The sequence below is a fragment of the Kineococcus sp. TRM81007 genome (genome assembly GCF_022669155.1).
In the GTDB taxonomy this organism is placed as follows: Bacteria; Actinomycetota; Actinomycetes; order Actinomycetales; family Kineococcaceae; genus Kineococcus.
Genome location: NZ_JALBVB010000056.1, coordinates 616,603 through 632,327, shown reverse-complemented (window position 1 = coordinate 632,327; position 15,725 = coordinate 616,603). Strand labels below are relative to the sequence as shown.

General features: G+C 75.7%; 10 protein-coding genes and 1 pseudogene. 3 read left to right on the top strand and 8 right to left on the bottom strand.

Features of this window, described 5'->3' with window-relative positions; all coding sequences use genetic code 11:
- Positions 1 to 921, top strand: a 921-nt coding sequence (gene fgd / locus MN205_RS17120) for a glucose-6-phosphate dehydrogenase (coenzyme-F420) (protein ID WP_242129479.1), incomplete at its 5' end; no start/stop codon positions are given.
- Here fgd and MN205_RS17115 read toward each other — a convergent pair.
- Both MN205_RS17115 and MN205_RS17110 read right to left on the bottom strand, forming a co-directional pair.
- Positions 909 to 4,016, bottom strand: a complete 3,108-nt coding sequence (locus tag MN205_RS17115) for a bifunctional [glutamine synthetase] adenylyltransferase/[glutamine synthetase]-adenylyl-L-tyrosine phosphorylase (RefSeq protein ID WP_242129477.1) — start codon at positions 4,014 to 4,016, stop codon at positions 909 to 911. The two genes, fgd and MN205_RS17115, sit on opposite strands and share 13 nt — an antisense overlap.
- Positions 4,013 to 5,356 carry a glutamine synthetase family protein gene (locus MN205_RS17110; RefSeq protein WP_242129508.1) on the bottom strand — a complete coding sequence of 448 codons (1,344 nt, stop codon included), beginning with the start codon at positions 5,354 to 5,356 and terminating at the stop codon, positions 4,013 to 4,015. The genes MN205_RS17115 and MN205_RS17110 overlap by 4 nt, the downstream gene beginning before the upstream one ends.
- 148 nt (positions 5,357 to 5,504) lie before the next feature.
- On the opposite strand from MN205_RS17110, the gene MN205_RS17105 reads away from it, so the two are divergent.
- Together MN205_RS17105 and panB are read left to right on the top strand one after the other, a co-directional pair.
- The gene (locus MN205_RS17105) at positions 5,505 to 7,319 is read left to right on the top strand and encodes an NAD+ synthase (RefSeq protein WP_242129475.1); all 1,815 of its coding nucleotides are present in this window, start codon (positions 5,505 to 5,507) and stop codon (positions 7,317 to 7,319) included.
- Positions 7,316 to 8,137, top strand: a complete 822-nt coding sequence (gene panB, locus MN205_RS17100) for a 3-methyl-2-oxobutanoate hydroxymethyltransferase (RefSeq protein WP_242129473.1) — start codon at positions 7,316 to 7,318, stop codon at positions 8,135 to 8,137. Before MN205_RS17105 ends, panB begins: the two co-directional genes overlap by 4 nt.
- Here panB and MN205_RS17095 read toward each other — a convergent pair.
- The 6 genes and pseudogenes from MN205_RS17095 to MN205_RS17065 all read right to left on the bottom strand — a co-directional run bounded on the left by MN205_RS17095 (position 8,083) and on the right by MN205_RS17065 (position 15,657).
- Positions 8,083 to 9,012 (bottom strand): HAD family hydrolase, encoded by a 930-nt coding sequence (locus tag MN205_RS17095; protein WP_242129471.1) that lies wholly within the window; start codon positions 9,010 to 9,012, stop codon positions 8,083 to 8,085. The genes panB and MN205_RS17095 overlap by 55 nt on opposite strands.
- A pseudogene (locus tag MN205_RS22360) lies at positions 9,009 to 11,587 on the bottom strand (phosphoribosyltransferase domain-containing protein). The gene MN205_RS17095 and the pseudogene MN205_RS22360 overlap by 4 nt, the downstream one beginning before the upstream one ends.
- Entirely contained in the window at positions 11,584 to 12,834 is a 1,251-nt protein-coding gene (locus MN205_RS17080; protein ID WP_242129465.1) for an HpcH/HpaI aldolase/citrate lyase family protein, read from the bottom strand. Before MN205_RS17080 ends, MN205_RS22360 begins: the two are co-directional and overlap by 4 nt.
- Before the next feature lie 66 nt (positions 12,835 to 12,900).
- On the bottom strand, positions 12,901 to 13,479 hold the full coding sequence (locus MN205_RS17075) for a TerD family protein (RefSeq protein ID WP_242129463.1): 579 nt from the start codon (positions 13,477 to 13,479) through the stop codon (positions 12,901 to 12,903).
- A 68-nt stretch (positions 13,480 to 13,547) separates the two neighbouring features.
- Entirely contained in the window at positions 13,548 to 14,405 is an 858-nt protein-coding gene (locus MN205_RS17070) for a hypothetical protein (protein WP_242129461.1), read from the bottom strand.
- Positions 14,406 to 14,463: 58 nt separating this feature from the next.
- On the bottom strand, positions 14,464 to 15,657 hold the full coding sequence (locus MN205_RS17065) for a DUF475 domain-containing protein (RefSeq protein WP_242129459.1): 1,194 nt from the start codon (positions 15,655 to 15,657) through the stop codon (positions 14,464 to 14,466).
- Positions 15,658 to 15,725 lie beyond the last annotated feature (68 nt).

Below are 15,725 nucleotides of genomic sequence, written 5' to 3'. Positions count from 1 at the left end.
CTGGACTCGGTGTGGATCTCCGACCACTTCCAGCCCTGGCGGCACGTGGACGGGCACGCCCCCGCCGCGCTGACCTGGCTGCCGTGGGTGGCCGCCAAGACCCACCGGGTGCAACTGGGCACCAGCGTGCTGACCCCCACCCTGCGCTACAACCCCGCCGTGATCGCCCAGGCCTTCGCCACCCTGGGCTGCCTGGCCCCCGGCCGCGTCATCCTGGGCATCGGCACCGGCGAAGCGCTGAACGAGACCGCCGTGGGCGTGCCCTTCCCCGAGGCCAAGGAACGCTTCGCCCGCCTGCGCGAAGCGGTGCGCCTGATCAAGGCCCTGTGGGCGGGCGAGCGCGTCACCTTCGACGGCGACTTCTACCGCCTGCACGACGCGACCGTCTACGACCGGCCCACGCAGCCGGTGCCGATCTACGTCGCCGGCGGCGGGCCGGGGGTGACGAAGTACGCCGGCCGCGCCGGCGACGGCTACATCTGCACCTCCGGCAAGGGCATGGACCTGTACCGCGAGACGCTGCTGCCGGCGCTGGAAGAGGGGCTGGCCGCCGCCGGGCGCCGGGCCACCTCGATCGACCGCACCATCGAGATCAAGCTGTCCTTCGACGAGGACCCGGCCCGGGCGCTTCAGAACACCCGGTTCTGGGCACCGCTGTCGCTGAGCCCGGAGCAGAAGGCGTCCGTGCACGACCCGGTGGAGATGGCGCGCCTGGCCGACCAGCTGCCCATCGAGCAGGTCGCCCAGCGCTGGATCGTCGCCTCCGAGCCCGCGCAGGTGGCCTCCGCGGTGCAGGAGTACGTCGACGCCGGGTTCACCCACCTGGTCTTCCACGCCCCCGGCCACGACCAGGCGCGCTTCCTGACCCAGTTCACCGCCGACGTGGTGCCCCTGCTGCGGCCGGGGGCTCAGCGCCCGTAGAAGACCTGCTCGACGACCGCGCGGCAGCGCCGGGTGGTGCGCAGGTACAGCTCCTCGAACTCCGCGGCCGAGCCCGGCTCGAAACCCAGCAGGCGGGCGAGGCCGTCGAGGTCGCGCACGTGGCTGGGCAGCGCGTCGCCGGGCTTGCCGCGCCACAGCGTCAGGGCGTTGCGGGCGCGGGACGCCAGCGTCCACGCCCCCACGAGGACCTCCGCGTCCGCGGCGTCCAGCACCCCTGCGCGCACCGCCCCCTGCAGGGCGCCGCTGGTGGAGGTGGTGCGCAGCGCCTCGTGCTCGCCGGCGTGGCACAGCTGCAGCAGCTGCGCGGTCCACTCCACGTCCGAGGTCCCGCCGCGGCCGAGCTTGAGGTGGCGCAGCGGGTCCGCACCGCGCGGCAGCCGCTCGGCCTCCACGCGGGCCTTGATGCGGCGCACCTCGCGCACGTCGGCCTCGGAGAGGCCACCGGCCGGCCAGCGCAGCGGGTCGACCAGCTCCAGGAACTCGTCGCCGAGGTCGGCGTCCCCCGCGACGGGGCGGGCGCGCAGCAGCGCCTGCGCCTCCCACGGCTGCGACCAGCGCGCGTAGTAGGCGCGGTAGCTGTCCAGGGAGCGCACCAGCGGCCCGTTGCGGCCCTCGGGTCGCAGGTCGGCGTCCACCTCCAGCGCCGGTTCCGGGCCGGGCCCGCTGAGCTGGCGGCGCAGCTCGGCGACGACCTCCGTGGCGGCGCGCTGCGCGTCGGTGTCCGACGCGCCCGGCAGCGGGTCGTGCACGAACAGCACGTCGGCGTCGCTGCCGTACCCCGTCTCGGCGCCGCCGAGACGGCCCATGCCCACCACGAGCAGCCGGGTGGGCAGAGGTGCACCGGTGCGCTGCTCGACGGCGCGGGCGCTGACCCGCAGCGCCACGTCGAGGGCGGCCTGGTCGGCGTCGGCCAGCGCCCGCCCCACCCCGGCGAGGTCGCGGGCGCCCACCAGGTCGGCGACGACGGTGCGGAACAGCTCGCGGCGGCGCACCCCCCGCACGGCCAGCACCGCCGCGGCGGGGTCGGCGCGCCGTGCGGCGGCCGCGGCGGCGTCGGCGACGACCTCCGAGACGTCGTAGGGCGCCAGGCGCTCGTCGTCGGCGAACACCGCCACCGCCTCCGGGCTGCGCAGCAGCAGCTCCGCCGGCATCCGCGCCGCGGACAGCACGGACGCCAGCCGCTCGGCGGCCGCGCCGGAGTCGCGCATCATCGTCAGGTACCACTGGGTGCCGGCCAGAGCCTCGGAGACCCGGCGGTAGGTCAGCAACCCCGCGTCGGGGTCGGCGCCGTCGGCGAACCAGCCGAGCATCACCGGCAGCAGGGTGCGCTGGATGCTGGCGCGGCGGCTGACGCCGGAGGTCAGGGCCTGCAGGTGCCGCATCGCACCCGCGGGGTCGCGGTAGCCGAGGGCGGCCAGGCGCGCGCGGGCGGCCTCCGGGCTGAGCTGGGCGTCCAGGCGGGCGTCGGCCGCCGACAACCTGGCGACGGCCGGCAGCAGCGGCCGGTAGAAGAGCTTCTCGTGCAGGCGGCGCACGTCGCGGCGGGTGCCGCGCCAGACGTCCTCCAGCGCGCGGACGGGGTCGCCGCGCAGTCCCAGGGCGCGGCCGAGGCGACGCAGGTCGGCCTCCGCGGTGGGCAGCACGTGGGTGCGGCGCATCCGGTGCAGCTGCACGCGGTGCTCCAGGGCGCGCAGCAGCCGGTAGTCGCGGTCCAGCTCGCCGGCGTCGTGCCGGCCGACGTAGCCGAACGCGGCCAGGGCGTCCAGCGCCTCCAGGGTGTTCGCGCTGCCGCGCAGCCGTTCGTCGGTGCGCCCGTGCACCATCTGCAGCAGCTGGATGGAGAACTCCACGTCGCGCAGACCGCCGCTGCCGAGCTTGAGCTGGCGCTCGGCCTCCTTCGAGGGGATGAGGGACTCCACGCGCCGGCGCATCGCCTGCACCTCGCCGACGAACCCCTCGCGCTCCCCCGCGCTCCACACCATCGGGGCGATGCCCCGCACGTACGCGGCGCCCAGGTCGCGGTCGCCGGCCAGGGGGCGGGCCTTCAGCAGCGCCTGGAACTCCCACGTGCTCGCCCAGCGGCGGTAGTACTCCAGGTGGCTGTCGAGGGTGCGCACCAGCGGCCCCTGCTTGCCCTCGGGACGCAGGCCCGCGTCGACCTCCCACAGCGTGCCCTCGGCGGTGGGTGCGGAGCAGATGCGCTGCAGGGCGGCGGCCAGCTTGGTGCCGGTGCGCAGCGCCTCGGCCTCCTCGGCGCCGTCGGCGGGCTCGGCGACGTGGACGACGTCCACGTCGGAGAGGTAGTTCAGCTCCCGGCCACCGGCCTTGCCCATGCCGATGACGGCCAGGCGGCACTCCAGGCCGCCGCCGGGCAGCTCCGCCCGCGCCAGCGCCAGGGCGGTCTCCAGCGCGGCCGCGGCCAGGTCGGCCAGCTCGGCGGCCGTCTCGTGCAGCACCGCGGTGGGGTCGGCGGCGGCGAGGTCGCGCCCGGCCAGCCCGGTGAGGCGACGGCGGTAGGCCACCCGCAGGGCCTCCGCGCCCGGGGTGCCGGCCGCGTCGGGCCCGGCGACGGGGACGGGTGCGGCCGGGTCGGCACCGACGGCCCGCAGCAGCTCGGCGCGCAGCTCGGCGGGGTCGGGTGCGGTGGCGGGGACCAGCGCGGTCCAGTGCTCCGGGTGCCGCACCAGGTGGTCGCCGAGGGCGACCGAACCGCCGAGGACCGCGAGCAGGCGGGCCCGGGCCCCCACGCCGTCGCCGTCCCGGCCGTCGTCCGGGCCGCCGCCGCGCAGCAGGTCCCGGGCGCGCCCCGCGCCCGCCGCGTCGCCGCGGGCGGCCAGCGCCTCGGTGAAGCGCACCAGGCTCAGCAGCGCCTGGTCGGGGTCGGCGGTGCGGCCCAGGGCGCGCACCAGCGAGGCGGTGGCCTCGTCGTGCAGGGGCTCGTCGTCGGCGCCCGGGCGCACCACGCCCTCGAGGGCGCTGTCGCGCAGCAGCCGCAGGCCCCGGGCGGGGTCGGCGAACCCCGCCCGGGCCAGCTGCGCGGTGGCGCTGGTGCGGCGCCCGGGGCCGGCGATCACAGCAGCGGCAGGTAGCGCTGCAGCTCGAACGGCGTGACCTGCGCGCGGTAGTCGGCCCACTCGGCGCGCTTGTTGCGCAGGAAGAAGTCGAACACGCCCTCGCCGAGGGTCTCGGCGACCAGCTCGGAGCGCTCCATGACGGAGATGGCGTGCTCCAGGCTCTGCGGCAGGGGTTCGATGCCCATGGAGCGCCGCTCGGCGTCGGTGAGCGCCCACACGTCGTCCTCGGCGCCGTCGGGCAGCTCGTAACCCTCCTCGATGCCCTTCAGGCCGGCGCTCAGCAGCACCGCGAAGGCCAGGTACGGGTTGCACGCGGAGTCCAGCGCCCGGTACTCCACCCGCACCGACTGCGCCTTGCTGGGCTTGTACATCGGCACCCGCACCAGCGCGGAGCGGTTGTTGTGGCCCCAGCTGACGTAGCTGGGCGCCTCGCCGCCGCTCCACAGGCGCTTGTAGGAGTTGACGAACTGGTTGGTGACGGCGGTGATCTCGGCGGCGTGCCGCAGGATCCCGGCGATGAACCGCCGCCCCGTGGTGGACAGCTGGTACTCGGAGCCGGCCTCGTAGAAGGCGTTGGCGTCGCCGTCGAAGAGCGACAGGTGGGTGTGCATGCCGGAGCCGGGCTGCGCCTCCAGGGGCTTGGGCATGAAGCTGGCGTACAGCCCCATCTCCCCGGCGACCTCCTTCAGCACCGTGCGGAACGTCATGACGTTGTCCGCGGTCGTCAGGGCGTCGGCGTAGCGCAGGTCGATCTCGTTCTGGCCGGGGCCGCCCTCGTGGTGGCTGAACTCCACGGAGATGCCCATGCTCTCCAGCACGGAGATCGCCTCGCGGCGGAAGTCGGTCGTGGTGCCGCCGGGGTGGTTGTCGAAGTAGCCGACGTAGTCGACCGGCTCGGGCACGGCACCGCGCTGCAGGGGCCCCCTGAAGAGGTAGAACTCGATCTCGGGGTGCGTGTAGAAGGTGTAGCCGTGCTGGGCGGCGCGGTCCAGGACGCGCTTGAGCACGTTGCGCGGGTCCGAGCGCGCCGGCTGCCCGTCGGGCGTGAGGATGTCGCAGAAGATGCGGGCGGTGCCCTGGTGGTCGTCGGTGGTGCGCCAGGGCAGCACCTGGAAGGTGCTCGGCTCGGGCTTGAGCAGCATGTCGGACTCCGACACGCGCGAGAGGCCCTCGATGGCGGAGCCGTCGAAGCCGATGCCCTCGCTGAAGGCGCCCTCCAGCTCGGCGGGCGCGATGGCCACCGACTTCAGCGTGCCGATGACGTCGGTGAACCACAGACGCACGAAGCGGATGTCCCGCTCCTCCAGCGTGCGCAGCACGAACTCCTGCTGGCGGTCCATGGCCACCCTTCCCGTCGTCGCTCACCGGGCCGCCGGCGGTCGTCGGCGTCCTGCGGCGACATCCTCCCCCATGCCCGCGCCGGCGCGGCGGAGCACCCTGCGGCCGGGCGGGCGCGAGGCCCGTGACGGCGCTCACTACGCTGGCGCCATGCCTCAGCTGCGGGTCGCCATGGCGCAGGTCGACACGACCGTCGGCGACGTCGACGGGAACGTGCGTGCGGTGCGGGAGTGGGCGCGGCGCGCCGCGGAGGAGGGCGCGCACCTGGCCCTGTTCCCCGAGACCGCCGTGACCGGCTACCCGGTGGAGGACCTGGCGCTGCGCCGCTCCTTCGTGGACGCCTCCAAGCGCGCGCTGGGGCGGCTGGCCGCGGAGCTGGCCGACGACGGCAACGGCGAGCTGGTCGTGGTCGTCGGGTACGTGGACCGCGCACCCGAGCGGGAGACGGGACCGACCCCGCCGGGCGGCGCCACCGCTCGGCGCGACCTGCCCCAGAACTGCGCCGCGGTGCTGCACCGCGGCCGCGTGGTGGCCCGGTACGCCAAGCACCACCTGCCCAACTACGGCGTCTTCGACGAGTACCGCATCTTCGTCCCCGGCGAGGACCTGCTGGTGGTGCGGGTGCGCGGGGTGGACGTGGCCGTGGCGATCTGCGAGGACCTGTGGCAGGACGGCGGGCCGGTGCAGAAGGCCGGCGACGCCGGCGCCGGCCTTCTGGCGGTCCTGAACGCCTCCCCGTACGAGCGCAACAAGGACGACGTGCGCCTGGACCTGGTGGAGCGGCGCGCCGCGGAGGCCGGTTGCCCCATCGCCTACGTCAACGCCGTCGGCGGCCAGGACGAGCTGGTCTTCGACGGCGACTCGCTGGTCGTGGACGCCGGCGGGCGGGTGCTGGCGCGCGGGCCGCAGTTCACCGAGGCGCTCGTGGTGGCGGACCTGGAGCTGGCCGCGGCCGACACCTCGCCGTCCTGGGTGGGCGGGGTGAAGAGGGTGACGGTCGGCGACGAACCGGTGCCCGCGTACGAGCCGCGCGAGGCGGTGCACCACGAACCGCTGCCGGACGTCGCCGACGTGCACGCCGCCCTGGTGCTGGGGCTGCGGGACTACGTGCGCAAGAACGGCTTCCGCTCGGTGATCATCGCGGTGTCCGGCGGCATCGACTCCGCGCTGGTCGCCTCGCTGGCGTGCGACGCCGTCGGGGCGGAGAACGTGGTGGGCGTCTCCCTGCCCTCCGGGTACTCCTCGCAGCACTCCCGCGACGACGCCGAGGACCTGGCGCGGCGGTGCGGTTTCGAGTACCGGCAGTACCCGATCGCGCCGATGGTGGAGGCCTTCCTGGGCACGGTGCCGCTGACGGGCGTGGCCGAGGAGAACCTGCAGGCGCGGGTGCGCGGCACCACCCTGATGGGCCTGGCCAACCAGGAGGGGCACCTGGCGCTGGCCACCAGCAACAAGAGCGAGCTGGCGGTGGGGTACTCCACCCTGTACGGCGATTCCGTGGGCGGCTACGCGCCGCTGAAGGACGTGCCGAAGACGCTGGTGTGGGAGCTGTCGCGCTGGCGCAACGCGCAGGCGGCCGAGCGCGGCGAGCAGCCGCCGATCCCGGAGAACACCATCACCAAGCCGCCCTCGGCGGAGCTGCGCCCGGACCAGACCGACCAGGACTCCCTGCCGCCGTACGAGGTGCTCGACGCGATCCTGGAGGACTACGTCGAGGGCGACCGCGGCCGCGCCGAGATGATCGCGCAGGGCTTCGACGCCGCGGTCGTGGACTCGGTCCTGACCCTGGTGGACCGCGCGGAGTGGAAGCGCCGGCAGTTCGCACCGGGGCCGAAGATCTCGTACAAGGCGTTCGGCCGCGACCGGCGGCTGCCCATCTCCAGCCGCTGGCGCGAACCCGCCGCGGACCCGCAGCTGGCACCACCGGTGGTCCCCGGCGACGCGGCCGCGGAGACGCTCACGTGAGCTACGCGACCGAAGCTCCCGCGCCGCGTCGGCGCACCCGCGTGCACCACCTGCAGCAGCTGAAGGAGCGCGGCGAGCGCTGGGCGATGCTCACCAGCTACGACGCGCTCACCGCCGCGGTGTTCGACGAGGCGGGCATCCCGGTGCTGCTCGTGGGCGACTCGGCGGCCAACACGGTGCTGGGGATGCCCAGCACGCTGGGCATCACCCTGGACGACCTGCTGCCGATGGTGCGCGCGGTCGTCGCCGGCGCACCGCACGCGCTGGTCGTGGCGGACCTGCCGTTCGGCACGTACGAGGCCTCCGACGAGCAGGCGCTGGCCTCGGGCGTGCGGCTGATGAAGGAGGGCGGCGCGCACGCGGTGAAGCTGGAGGGCGGGGTGCGCAGCACCTCGCGGGTGCGGGCGCTGGTGGACGCGGGGATCCCCGTCATGGGGCACGTGGGGTTCACCCCGCAGGCCGAGCACGCCCTGGGCGGCTACCGCGTGCAGGGCCGCGGCGACGCGGCCGACGCGGTGCTGGCCGACGCGCGTGCCGTCGCGGAGGCGGGGGCGTTCTCGGTGGTGCTGGAGATGGTGCCGGTGGGCGTGGCCGAGCAGGTGACGCGCACCCTGGCGATCCCCACCGTCGGCATCGGCGCGGGCGCCGGCTGCGACGCGCAGGTGCTGGTGTGGCAGGACTTCGCCGGCCTGTCCGAGCGCACCGCGCGGTTCGTCAAGCGGTACGCGGACCTGCGCGCCGCGCTGGGCGACGCGGCGCGCTCCTACGCGGACGAGGTGCGCGAGGGCACGTTCCCGGGACCCGAGCACTCCTTCTGAACTCCGCCCTTCTGAACTCCGCGGGACGGGCTGCCCGCCCCGCGCACCCGCGCCAGCAGCCAGCGGGCCGTCTCCTCCCCCGCCCGTGCGCCGGACGCCTCCAGCAGCCGCACCCCGGGGTGCTCCCACCCGGTGCGGAACAGCTCCCCGTGCCCGGGGCGCACCGCGGCGCGGGCGGCCACCAGCAGGTCGACGTCCAGCAGCGAGTCGCCGGCGGCGACGAGACCGCCGTACCCGCCGCGACGCACCACCTCGGCCACCGCCGCCGACTTCGTCAGCGGCCGCGGAACCGCGTACAGCTTGCGGCCCTGCAGGGACACCACGTACCCCCAGCCGTCCAGCAGGACCGTCAGGTCCCCCAGCAGCGCGCCCTCCAGCGCCGGGCGCTGCCCGTCGCGCAGCACCGCGTAGCAGAACGACCCGGGCACGTCCCGCACCGCGGGTTCCGCGGAACCCGGCGCCGCCGCGCGCGCTTCGCCCACGACCCGGGCGACCTCCGCGTGCACGCGCTCCAGCGGTGCGCAGCCGCCGAGGTTCCGGCGCACCTGCGCCGTCCACGCCTCGTCCGGCTCGCCGTCCACGAGCAGCACCCCGCCGTTCGCGCACACCGCCAGGTGCGGGGGCCGCTGCGGCCAGCGGATGCGCAGGTACTGCTCCGGGGTGCGGGTGGTGGCGGGCACGAACGCGCCCGACGCCACCAGTTCGCCCAGCACCTCCCACGCCGCGGGCGTCACCCAGGAGATCGTGCGGCCGTCGTAGTCCTCGACCGGCACCAGGCCGGCGACGTCCACGCCGGCCGAACGCTCGGAGAACACCAGCGTCTGGTCCAGGTCGCTGGCCGCCAGCACACCGCTCACGGTGCCGTCCCCGCTCACGGGGCCACCTGGGCCGCGCGCCCGTCCGCCCCGGTGGCGCCGCGCGTGTACCTGGGGTGGATCAGGCCGACGGCGCTGTACGCCAGGCCCGGCACCTCCTGCACGGGAACGCCGCGCTGGTCGGCCAGCAGCCGCAGGTGCGCCAGGTCGCCGGGGTGCTCCAGCTCCGCGTCCGGGCGCACCAGCACCCGCCACGGCACCCGCCGCAGCAGCACCCGCGTGGTCTCCCCCACACCGGGTTTGACGAGGTTCACGTCGCCGATGCCGAACTCGGCGGAGATCCGCTCCACCTGCGCCCAGCCGGCGAAGGTGGGATCGCGCTCCCCCGCCCGCACGGCCGCCACGGCGGCGGGGACCTCACCGGCCACGTCGTCGAAGAACCCGGACACCACGTCGAGGAAGCGGTTCGAGACGTCCGCGCCGGCCAGGTCGGCGTAGAACTTCGCGCCGTGGAAGCGGTCCGGCCCGATGAGGCGGTCGTTCAGGACGGTGCGGCTGACCAGGCCGGAGACGGTGGAGTTCAGGCACGCCGACGGCACGAGGTAGTCCTCGCGGCTGCCGAACGTGCGCACGCAGGCACCGGGGTCGGCCAGCACCGCCAGCTCGTCGGAGAAGCCGCCGACGCCCGAGGAGGCCAGCGCCGCCGACAGCTCCCGGGTGATGGCGCCCTTGCCGGTCCACGCGTCGAGGAACACCACGTCCGCGGGGTCGTGGTGCGCCGCCAGCCAGCGCAGCGCCAGCGCGTCGATGCCGCGCCCGCGCACGATGGAGACCGCGTAGTGCGGCCAGTCCAGGCCCGCGCGCGCCGCCCACCGGCGCAGCAGCACGCCCACCGGCGTACCCGCGCGCGCCAGCGACGCCACGACCAGCCGCTCACCCCGCTCGGCGCGCAGCAGCTCGGCGACCACGCCGACGCCGAGGGCGACACGTCGGGCGCTGCGCCGCAGCGCGGTCTCGAACAGCGCGCCGTACTCGGCGCTGGGCAGGTACTCCACCGGCAGCGACTCCGCGTAGTGGGCGCCGCCGGACTGCACGGCCTCCTCGCGCTCCTCGGCGGGCGCCTCCAGCGGCACGCCGGTCAGGTCGGTGAGCAGCCAGCCGACCTCGTCGGGCGCGTAGCTGGAGAACTCCGGGCCCCGCAGGGGTTCGGGCAGGGGTGTGCTCACGCGGTCCGGCTCCAGTCGTCGGCGGGCAGGGTGACCAGGTGCAGCCGCTCGGCCAGCGGTGCGAGCGCCGCGAGCGCGCCGTCCGGGGCGCGCAGGGCGGCGGGGTCGGAGGCGGAGTCCACGACGAGCACGAGCGCACCCCACGGCGGCTCACCCCGCGCGGTGCGGTCGGCGTTGTGGGCGTAGCGCACGCCGGCGCCGTCCACGGCCGGGTCGTGGCCGCGGAAGGCGAGCGAGGAGCGCACCGCGTACCCGTCGGCGTCCACGGCGAGCACCGGCGAGCGGGTCGTGGAGGAGAACCGCACCGGCCCCGGCGACCGGGCGGTCAGCTCCCGCGCCAGCAGCAGCGGTGCGTGCATCAGCTCCTCGCTGGCGAGGACGAGGACGTCACCGGCCCCGCCCCGGGCCCCGGTGAGGGCCGCGGCCAGCGCGTCGGCCGCGTCGGCCGCGGCGGCCCCGGCGGCGTGACCGGGCGGGGTGCCGAAGCGGGCGGTGGTGGGCACCTGCGCCGGCCACGGGAGCACCACCTCGTGGACGCCGGGCACGGGCCTCTCGCGCGGCGCGACGGGCGCGGTCCGCGCCGCCAGCTCCGCACCGCGCTCCAGGACGCCGTCGGGCAACAGCACCGTCCCGGCGGCGAGGGCGACGACGTCGACGCGGGCGCCGAGCTCGGCGGCCAGCGCGTCCAGCCGGCCGCGGTCGTCGCCGGCGCGCACGTCCACCAGGGCGGCCACGACGTAGCGCTCGCGCGGGGTGCGCGCGTGCAGGGCGCGCAGCGTGTTGGCGACGGTGCGGCCGGTGGACAGCTCGTCGTCGACGAGCACGAGCGGCGCGGCGGGGTCCGCCAGCCGGGCCAGGACGGCCGGTTCGGTGGGTAGCAGCTGGTGGCCGGTGGCGTGCGAGTGCTCCTCCTCGAACCCGGCGTAGCCGGGGGCGCCGCGCGCCGCGCGGCGGGTGGAGTGCAGGCAGGCGGCGCCCAGGGCGTCGGCGACCGCGTGCCCGAGGCCGGTGGCGGTCTCGGCGTAGCCCACGACGAGCGCCGCGGGCACGGCGGCGGTGGCGGCCTCCGCGGCGGCGAGGACCGGGGCCGCCGCCGCGCCGTCCGGCACGTCCCCGGTCAGCGCGGTGCGCCAGGCGGCCGCGTCCGCGCCCGCACCGGCCGGTGCCCCCAGCGCGTGCGCGACGAGCGCTCCCAGGCGCAACCCCGCGGCCCGCACGAGGCGCGGGTCGGTGGGCACGTGCTTGCCCAGCACCGTCGAGACGAGCAGGTGGGCCCGGCGGGGGTTGCGCCGCAGCGCCAGGCCCAGCAGGTCGCGCACGTCCAGGCCGTCGGCGCCGGGCGGGCCGTCCAGCCGCACCCCCAGCCGGTCCTGCACCCAGGTGCCGCTCCAGGTGCCCGCGGTCCTCACCGGCCCACCGCCGCGTCGTCCCCGCCGGCGTCACCGGCGGGCTCGTCCCTCGGCTGTGCGAACGCGTCCCAGGCGTCGTCCTGCGCCTGGAGCAGGTGCGCGTACGACACCTCGGGGCGGGCGACGCCGAAGGCGTGGGCGCGGGCCAGCACCCGCTCGGCCCACGGCCGGTGCGGGCCGGCCTCGTTCATCTTGTTGCGGTAGCTGGAGGCCATGACGCCGCCGGCGGACTGGGCGAGCACGTCGGAGGCGTCGCAGAAGTCCTCGTGGGTGACCACGGAGACCGCGTGCACGACGGCGACGTGCGAGGGGTGGATGACGGTCTTGCCCTGCAGCCCGTTGACCCGGTCCAGCTCCAGCTCGCGCACCAGCCCGTCGAGGTCCTCGGCGATGAGCTGCTCGCGCAGCCCCTCGGCGCCGGAGCCGGCGAACGGCCCGGCCGACAGGGTGGTGCGGGAGACGCGCGCGCCGGAGGTGAAGTGCTCCCACACCGGCGCGGTGATGGGGTACCCGCTGCCGTCGGCGCGACCCAGGACGTTGATGACGTCGCCGAGGACGTCGGCGACGACCCGCACGTCCCACACGGTCGCCCCGCGCGGGCGGCGCAGGCCGTACGCGGCGGACAGGTCGGTGGCGCCGGTGCGCACGGCGAGGACGAGGTCGCGGTGCTCGTCGAGGACGTCGCGCACGCCGAGCAGCGCCTCGAGGCGGGTGTCCAGGTGGGCGATGTCGCGGCTCTCCAGCACGGGCATCGCCCACAGCCGCCGGCCCGCGAGCTCGGAGGCCCGGCGCACGGCCGCCGTCCAGCGCCGCGGGTCCGGTTGGCCGGTGCCGCCGAACTTGGGCAGCACGAAGCCCTGCAGGCAGTCCACGCCGACGCCGCTGCGCTCGACGACGGCGAGGAGCTGTTCGGGGGTGCGCGCGCGCAGGAACAGCATCAGCGGCGGTCCGCCGGCCCACTCGGGGCGCCCGGCGAGGTCCGCCAGCTCCCGCACCAGCGTGTCCTCGGCCTGGCCGACGCGGTCGTCGGGCACCGAGTCCTCCAGGCACACCACGGCGCTGCGCACGCCGCGGCGGGCCAGGCGCAGCAGGTCGCCGGCCAGGCGCTGCCGAGTCGCCGGGCAGTAGATGGTGGCCCCGAGCGCGGTGGCGAGCTCGTCGCGCCCGGCGGCGAGGTCCACCGGCTGCGGGGGGTGCAGGAAGAGCGCCGCGGTGCGCGCGGGGTCGAGCTCGGCGAAGTGGCGCACGGCGGCGCTCCTCCTCCCGTCGGGTCGGAGAGGTGGGCGGGGTCGTCGGTGGGGCGGGGGCGTCGCTCAGAGGTGCGGGGTGATCGCCGGCATCAGGTCGCGGAAGGTGCGGCCGGAGGCGGGCTGGCCGATGGCGGTCATCGCCCACCCGGCCCCGTCCCGGCTGAGCTTGGCCATGACCTGGGCGGTGTGGCTGCCGGACCCGGTGAGCCGGTAGCGGGCCAGCTCGACGGTGCGCGGCTGCGCGCTGTCCAGCAGCCGGCAGTAGGCGTTCTCGACGGAGGAGAAGTCCTGGCCGGTGAAGCTGTTCACGGTGAACACGAGCGCGGCGACCTGCGCCGGGACGGCGGGCAGGTCCACGAGGATCACCTCGTCGTCGCCCTCCCCCTCGCCGGTGAGGTTGTCGCCGGTGTGGGTCACGGACCCGTCCTGGCTGCGCAGCTGCTGGAACCAGACGGTGTCCACCAGCTTCCCGGAGGCGTCGAACAGCAGGCAGGAGGCGTCGAGGTCGACGTCGATGGACTTCCTGCGCCCCAGGAACCCCTTGGCGACGGCGTCCCAGCCCAGGCCCATGGAGACGCGTGTGAGCGTGCCACCGCCCTCCTTGCTCAGCGACAGCCTCTGCCCCTTGTTCAGGTCCACCACGTGCCTGCTCCTCTCGTGCGGTGTCTCGTCCGTCGTGCGTCCCCGCCGGGCCCGGTGGCGCCGGCGGTTCAGGCGTGCAGCGGCACGGTGCCGTCCGGTCCCCACGTCAGGTCGTCGAAGCCGTAGGCCTCGGCCACCTCGCGCTGCGGGCCGGTGAAGTACTCGTTCTCCCTGCGCACCACGAGCTCGCCGCCCACGTCGTGGACGGAGAGCAGCGCGCAGGTGCGCGCACCAGCGGGTGCACCGGTGGCCCACGCCTGCAGGCGCGCACCGTCGCGGCGGCGCAGCGTCACGTGCGGGGCGAGCTCGGGGTAGCCGGGCGGCGCGGAGCGGGTGGTGTAGAGGTACAGCACCACGCGGCGCAGCAGGTCCAGGTGGCGGGTGTCCACGAGCAGCTCCTCGCCCTGCGCGCCGCGGGCCCCGAGCCGGAGCACCTGGCGCGCACCGTACCCGGGGGCGGCGAGCAGCTCGCCCTGGGACTGCACGAGGCCGTTGCGGCGGTCGCGGGTCTCCCACAGGCACCCCAGGTGCAGGTCGGTGGAGCGCTGCAGCCCGGAGGCGGTCACCAGCGGCTCCCACTCCAGCTGCACGCGCAGCGTGCCGGTGCCCCGCTCGGCGGTCGGCACCCGCCACGACGGGGTGTCGTCGTCGAGGACGACGAGCCTCTCGGAGGTGCGCGCGGTGCCCACCGCGGCGGGCGGTGGCGCGGTGGCGGGCGGTGGTGCTGCCGTCGCCGCGGGCCGGGGCGGCGGGGGGGCCGGAGCGGGGCGCGGCGCGGGTGAGGGGGTGGCCGCGGGCACCGGTCGCGGCGCCAGGTGGTCGGCCAGCGTGCGATCGCTGCGCCTCGGCCCGGGCCGGCCCAGGAAGTTGTGCACCGCCTCGGCCGGCCGACTCCCGCCCGCCACCTCGTCCTCCTCCGCGCTCACCACCCGCACCCCGCCGGGCGGCGCGACGCCGCCCGGCCCACCGTCCCGGCCCGCCGCGTCAGCCCGCGGCGGCGTGCGCCTCCACGTGCGCCTCCTCGGGGTGGCGCCGGTTGCGCACGATCGAGCTGATGAGGGCGGCCACGATGAAGGCCAGGCCGATGAGGCCGGTGACCACCTCGGGGACGTGCACCTCGATGCTGATGATCAGGATGACCGACAGGGCGCCGATCGCCCAGAGGGCGCCGTTCTCCAGGTACGGGTACTGCGCCAGCGTGCCCTCGCGCACCAGGTGCACCGTCATGGACCGGATGTACATGGCGCCCACGCCCAGGCCGATCGCGATGATGATCGGGTCGGAGGTGATGGCGAACGCGCCGATGACGCCGTCGAAGGAGAACGAGGCGTCCAGGACCTCCAGGTACAGGAACAGGAAGAACGCCGCCTTGCCGGTCGCCCTCGCCGGCCCGCTCGGTCCGGCCGCGCCGCCGCCACCGGTGGCGCTGGTGCCGCTCTGGCCGGGCACGGCTGCGCCGCCGCCCTCCACGGGAGTGCCGCGCTCGGCGTCCGCGCGGTCCTCGCCGTGCTCGAGGTGGTCCTCGACGTTGAACAGCTCACCCAGGCCGTTGACCAGCAGGTAGGTGAGGATGCCGGCGAGGCCGGACGCCAGGACGGTGCTCTCGTGCTCGGCGGCGAAGGTCTCGGCGGCGATGAGCAGGACGGCCCCGGCGACGATGACCTGCACCGCCTCCAGGCGGCCGACGCGGTCGCCCAGGCGCTCCAGCGGCTTGAGCCAGTGGTGCTCCTTCTCCCCGAAGAGGAAGTTGAGGAAGAGCATCATGAGGAACATCCCGCCGAACGCCGCGATCGTCGGGTGCGCCTCGTTGAGCGCGTAGCCGTAGGTCCCCGGCTCCTCCGGGTCCCCGCCGCGCAGGGCCAGCTCGACCGTCTCGACCGGCCCCAGGCCGGCGGTGACGCTGACCAGGACGATCGGGAAGACCAGCCGCATGCCGAAGACGGCGATGATGATGCCGACGCTGAGGAAGATCTTCTGCCAGAAGTCGCTCATCCTCTCCAGCACCGTCGCGTTCACGACGGCGTTGTCGAAGGACAGGCTGATCTCGAGGACGCAGAGGATGGCCACCAGCAGCAGGGCCTGGAAGATGCCGAGGTGGGCCGACAGGCCGTACCAGGCGGCCAGCACCAGCCCGGCGATCGTCACCGCGAACGACCAGCCGTAGGTCTTGAGGATCACGCGTCTGCTTCCTGTTCGTGCGGGCCCGTGGCGCGGGCCGGACACCGCACCTTCTCAGGAGCGGTGGC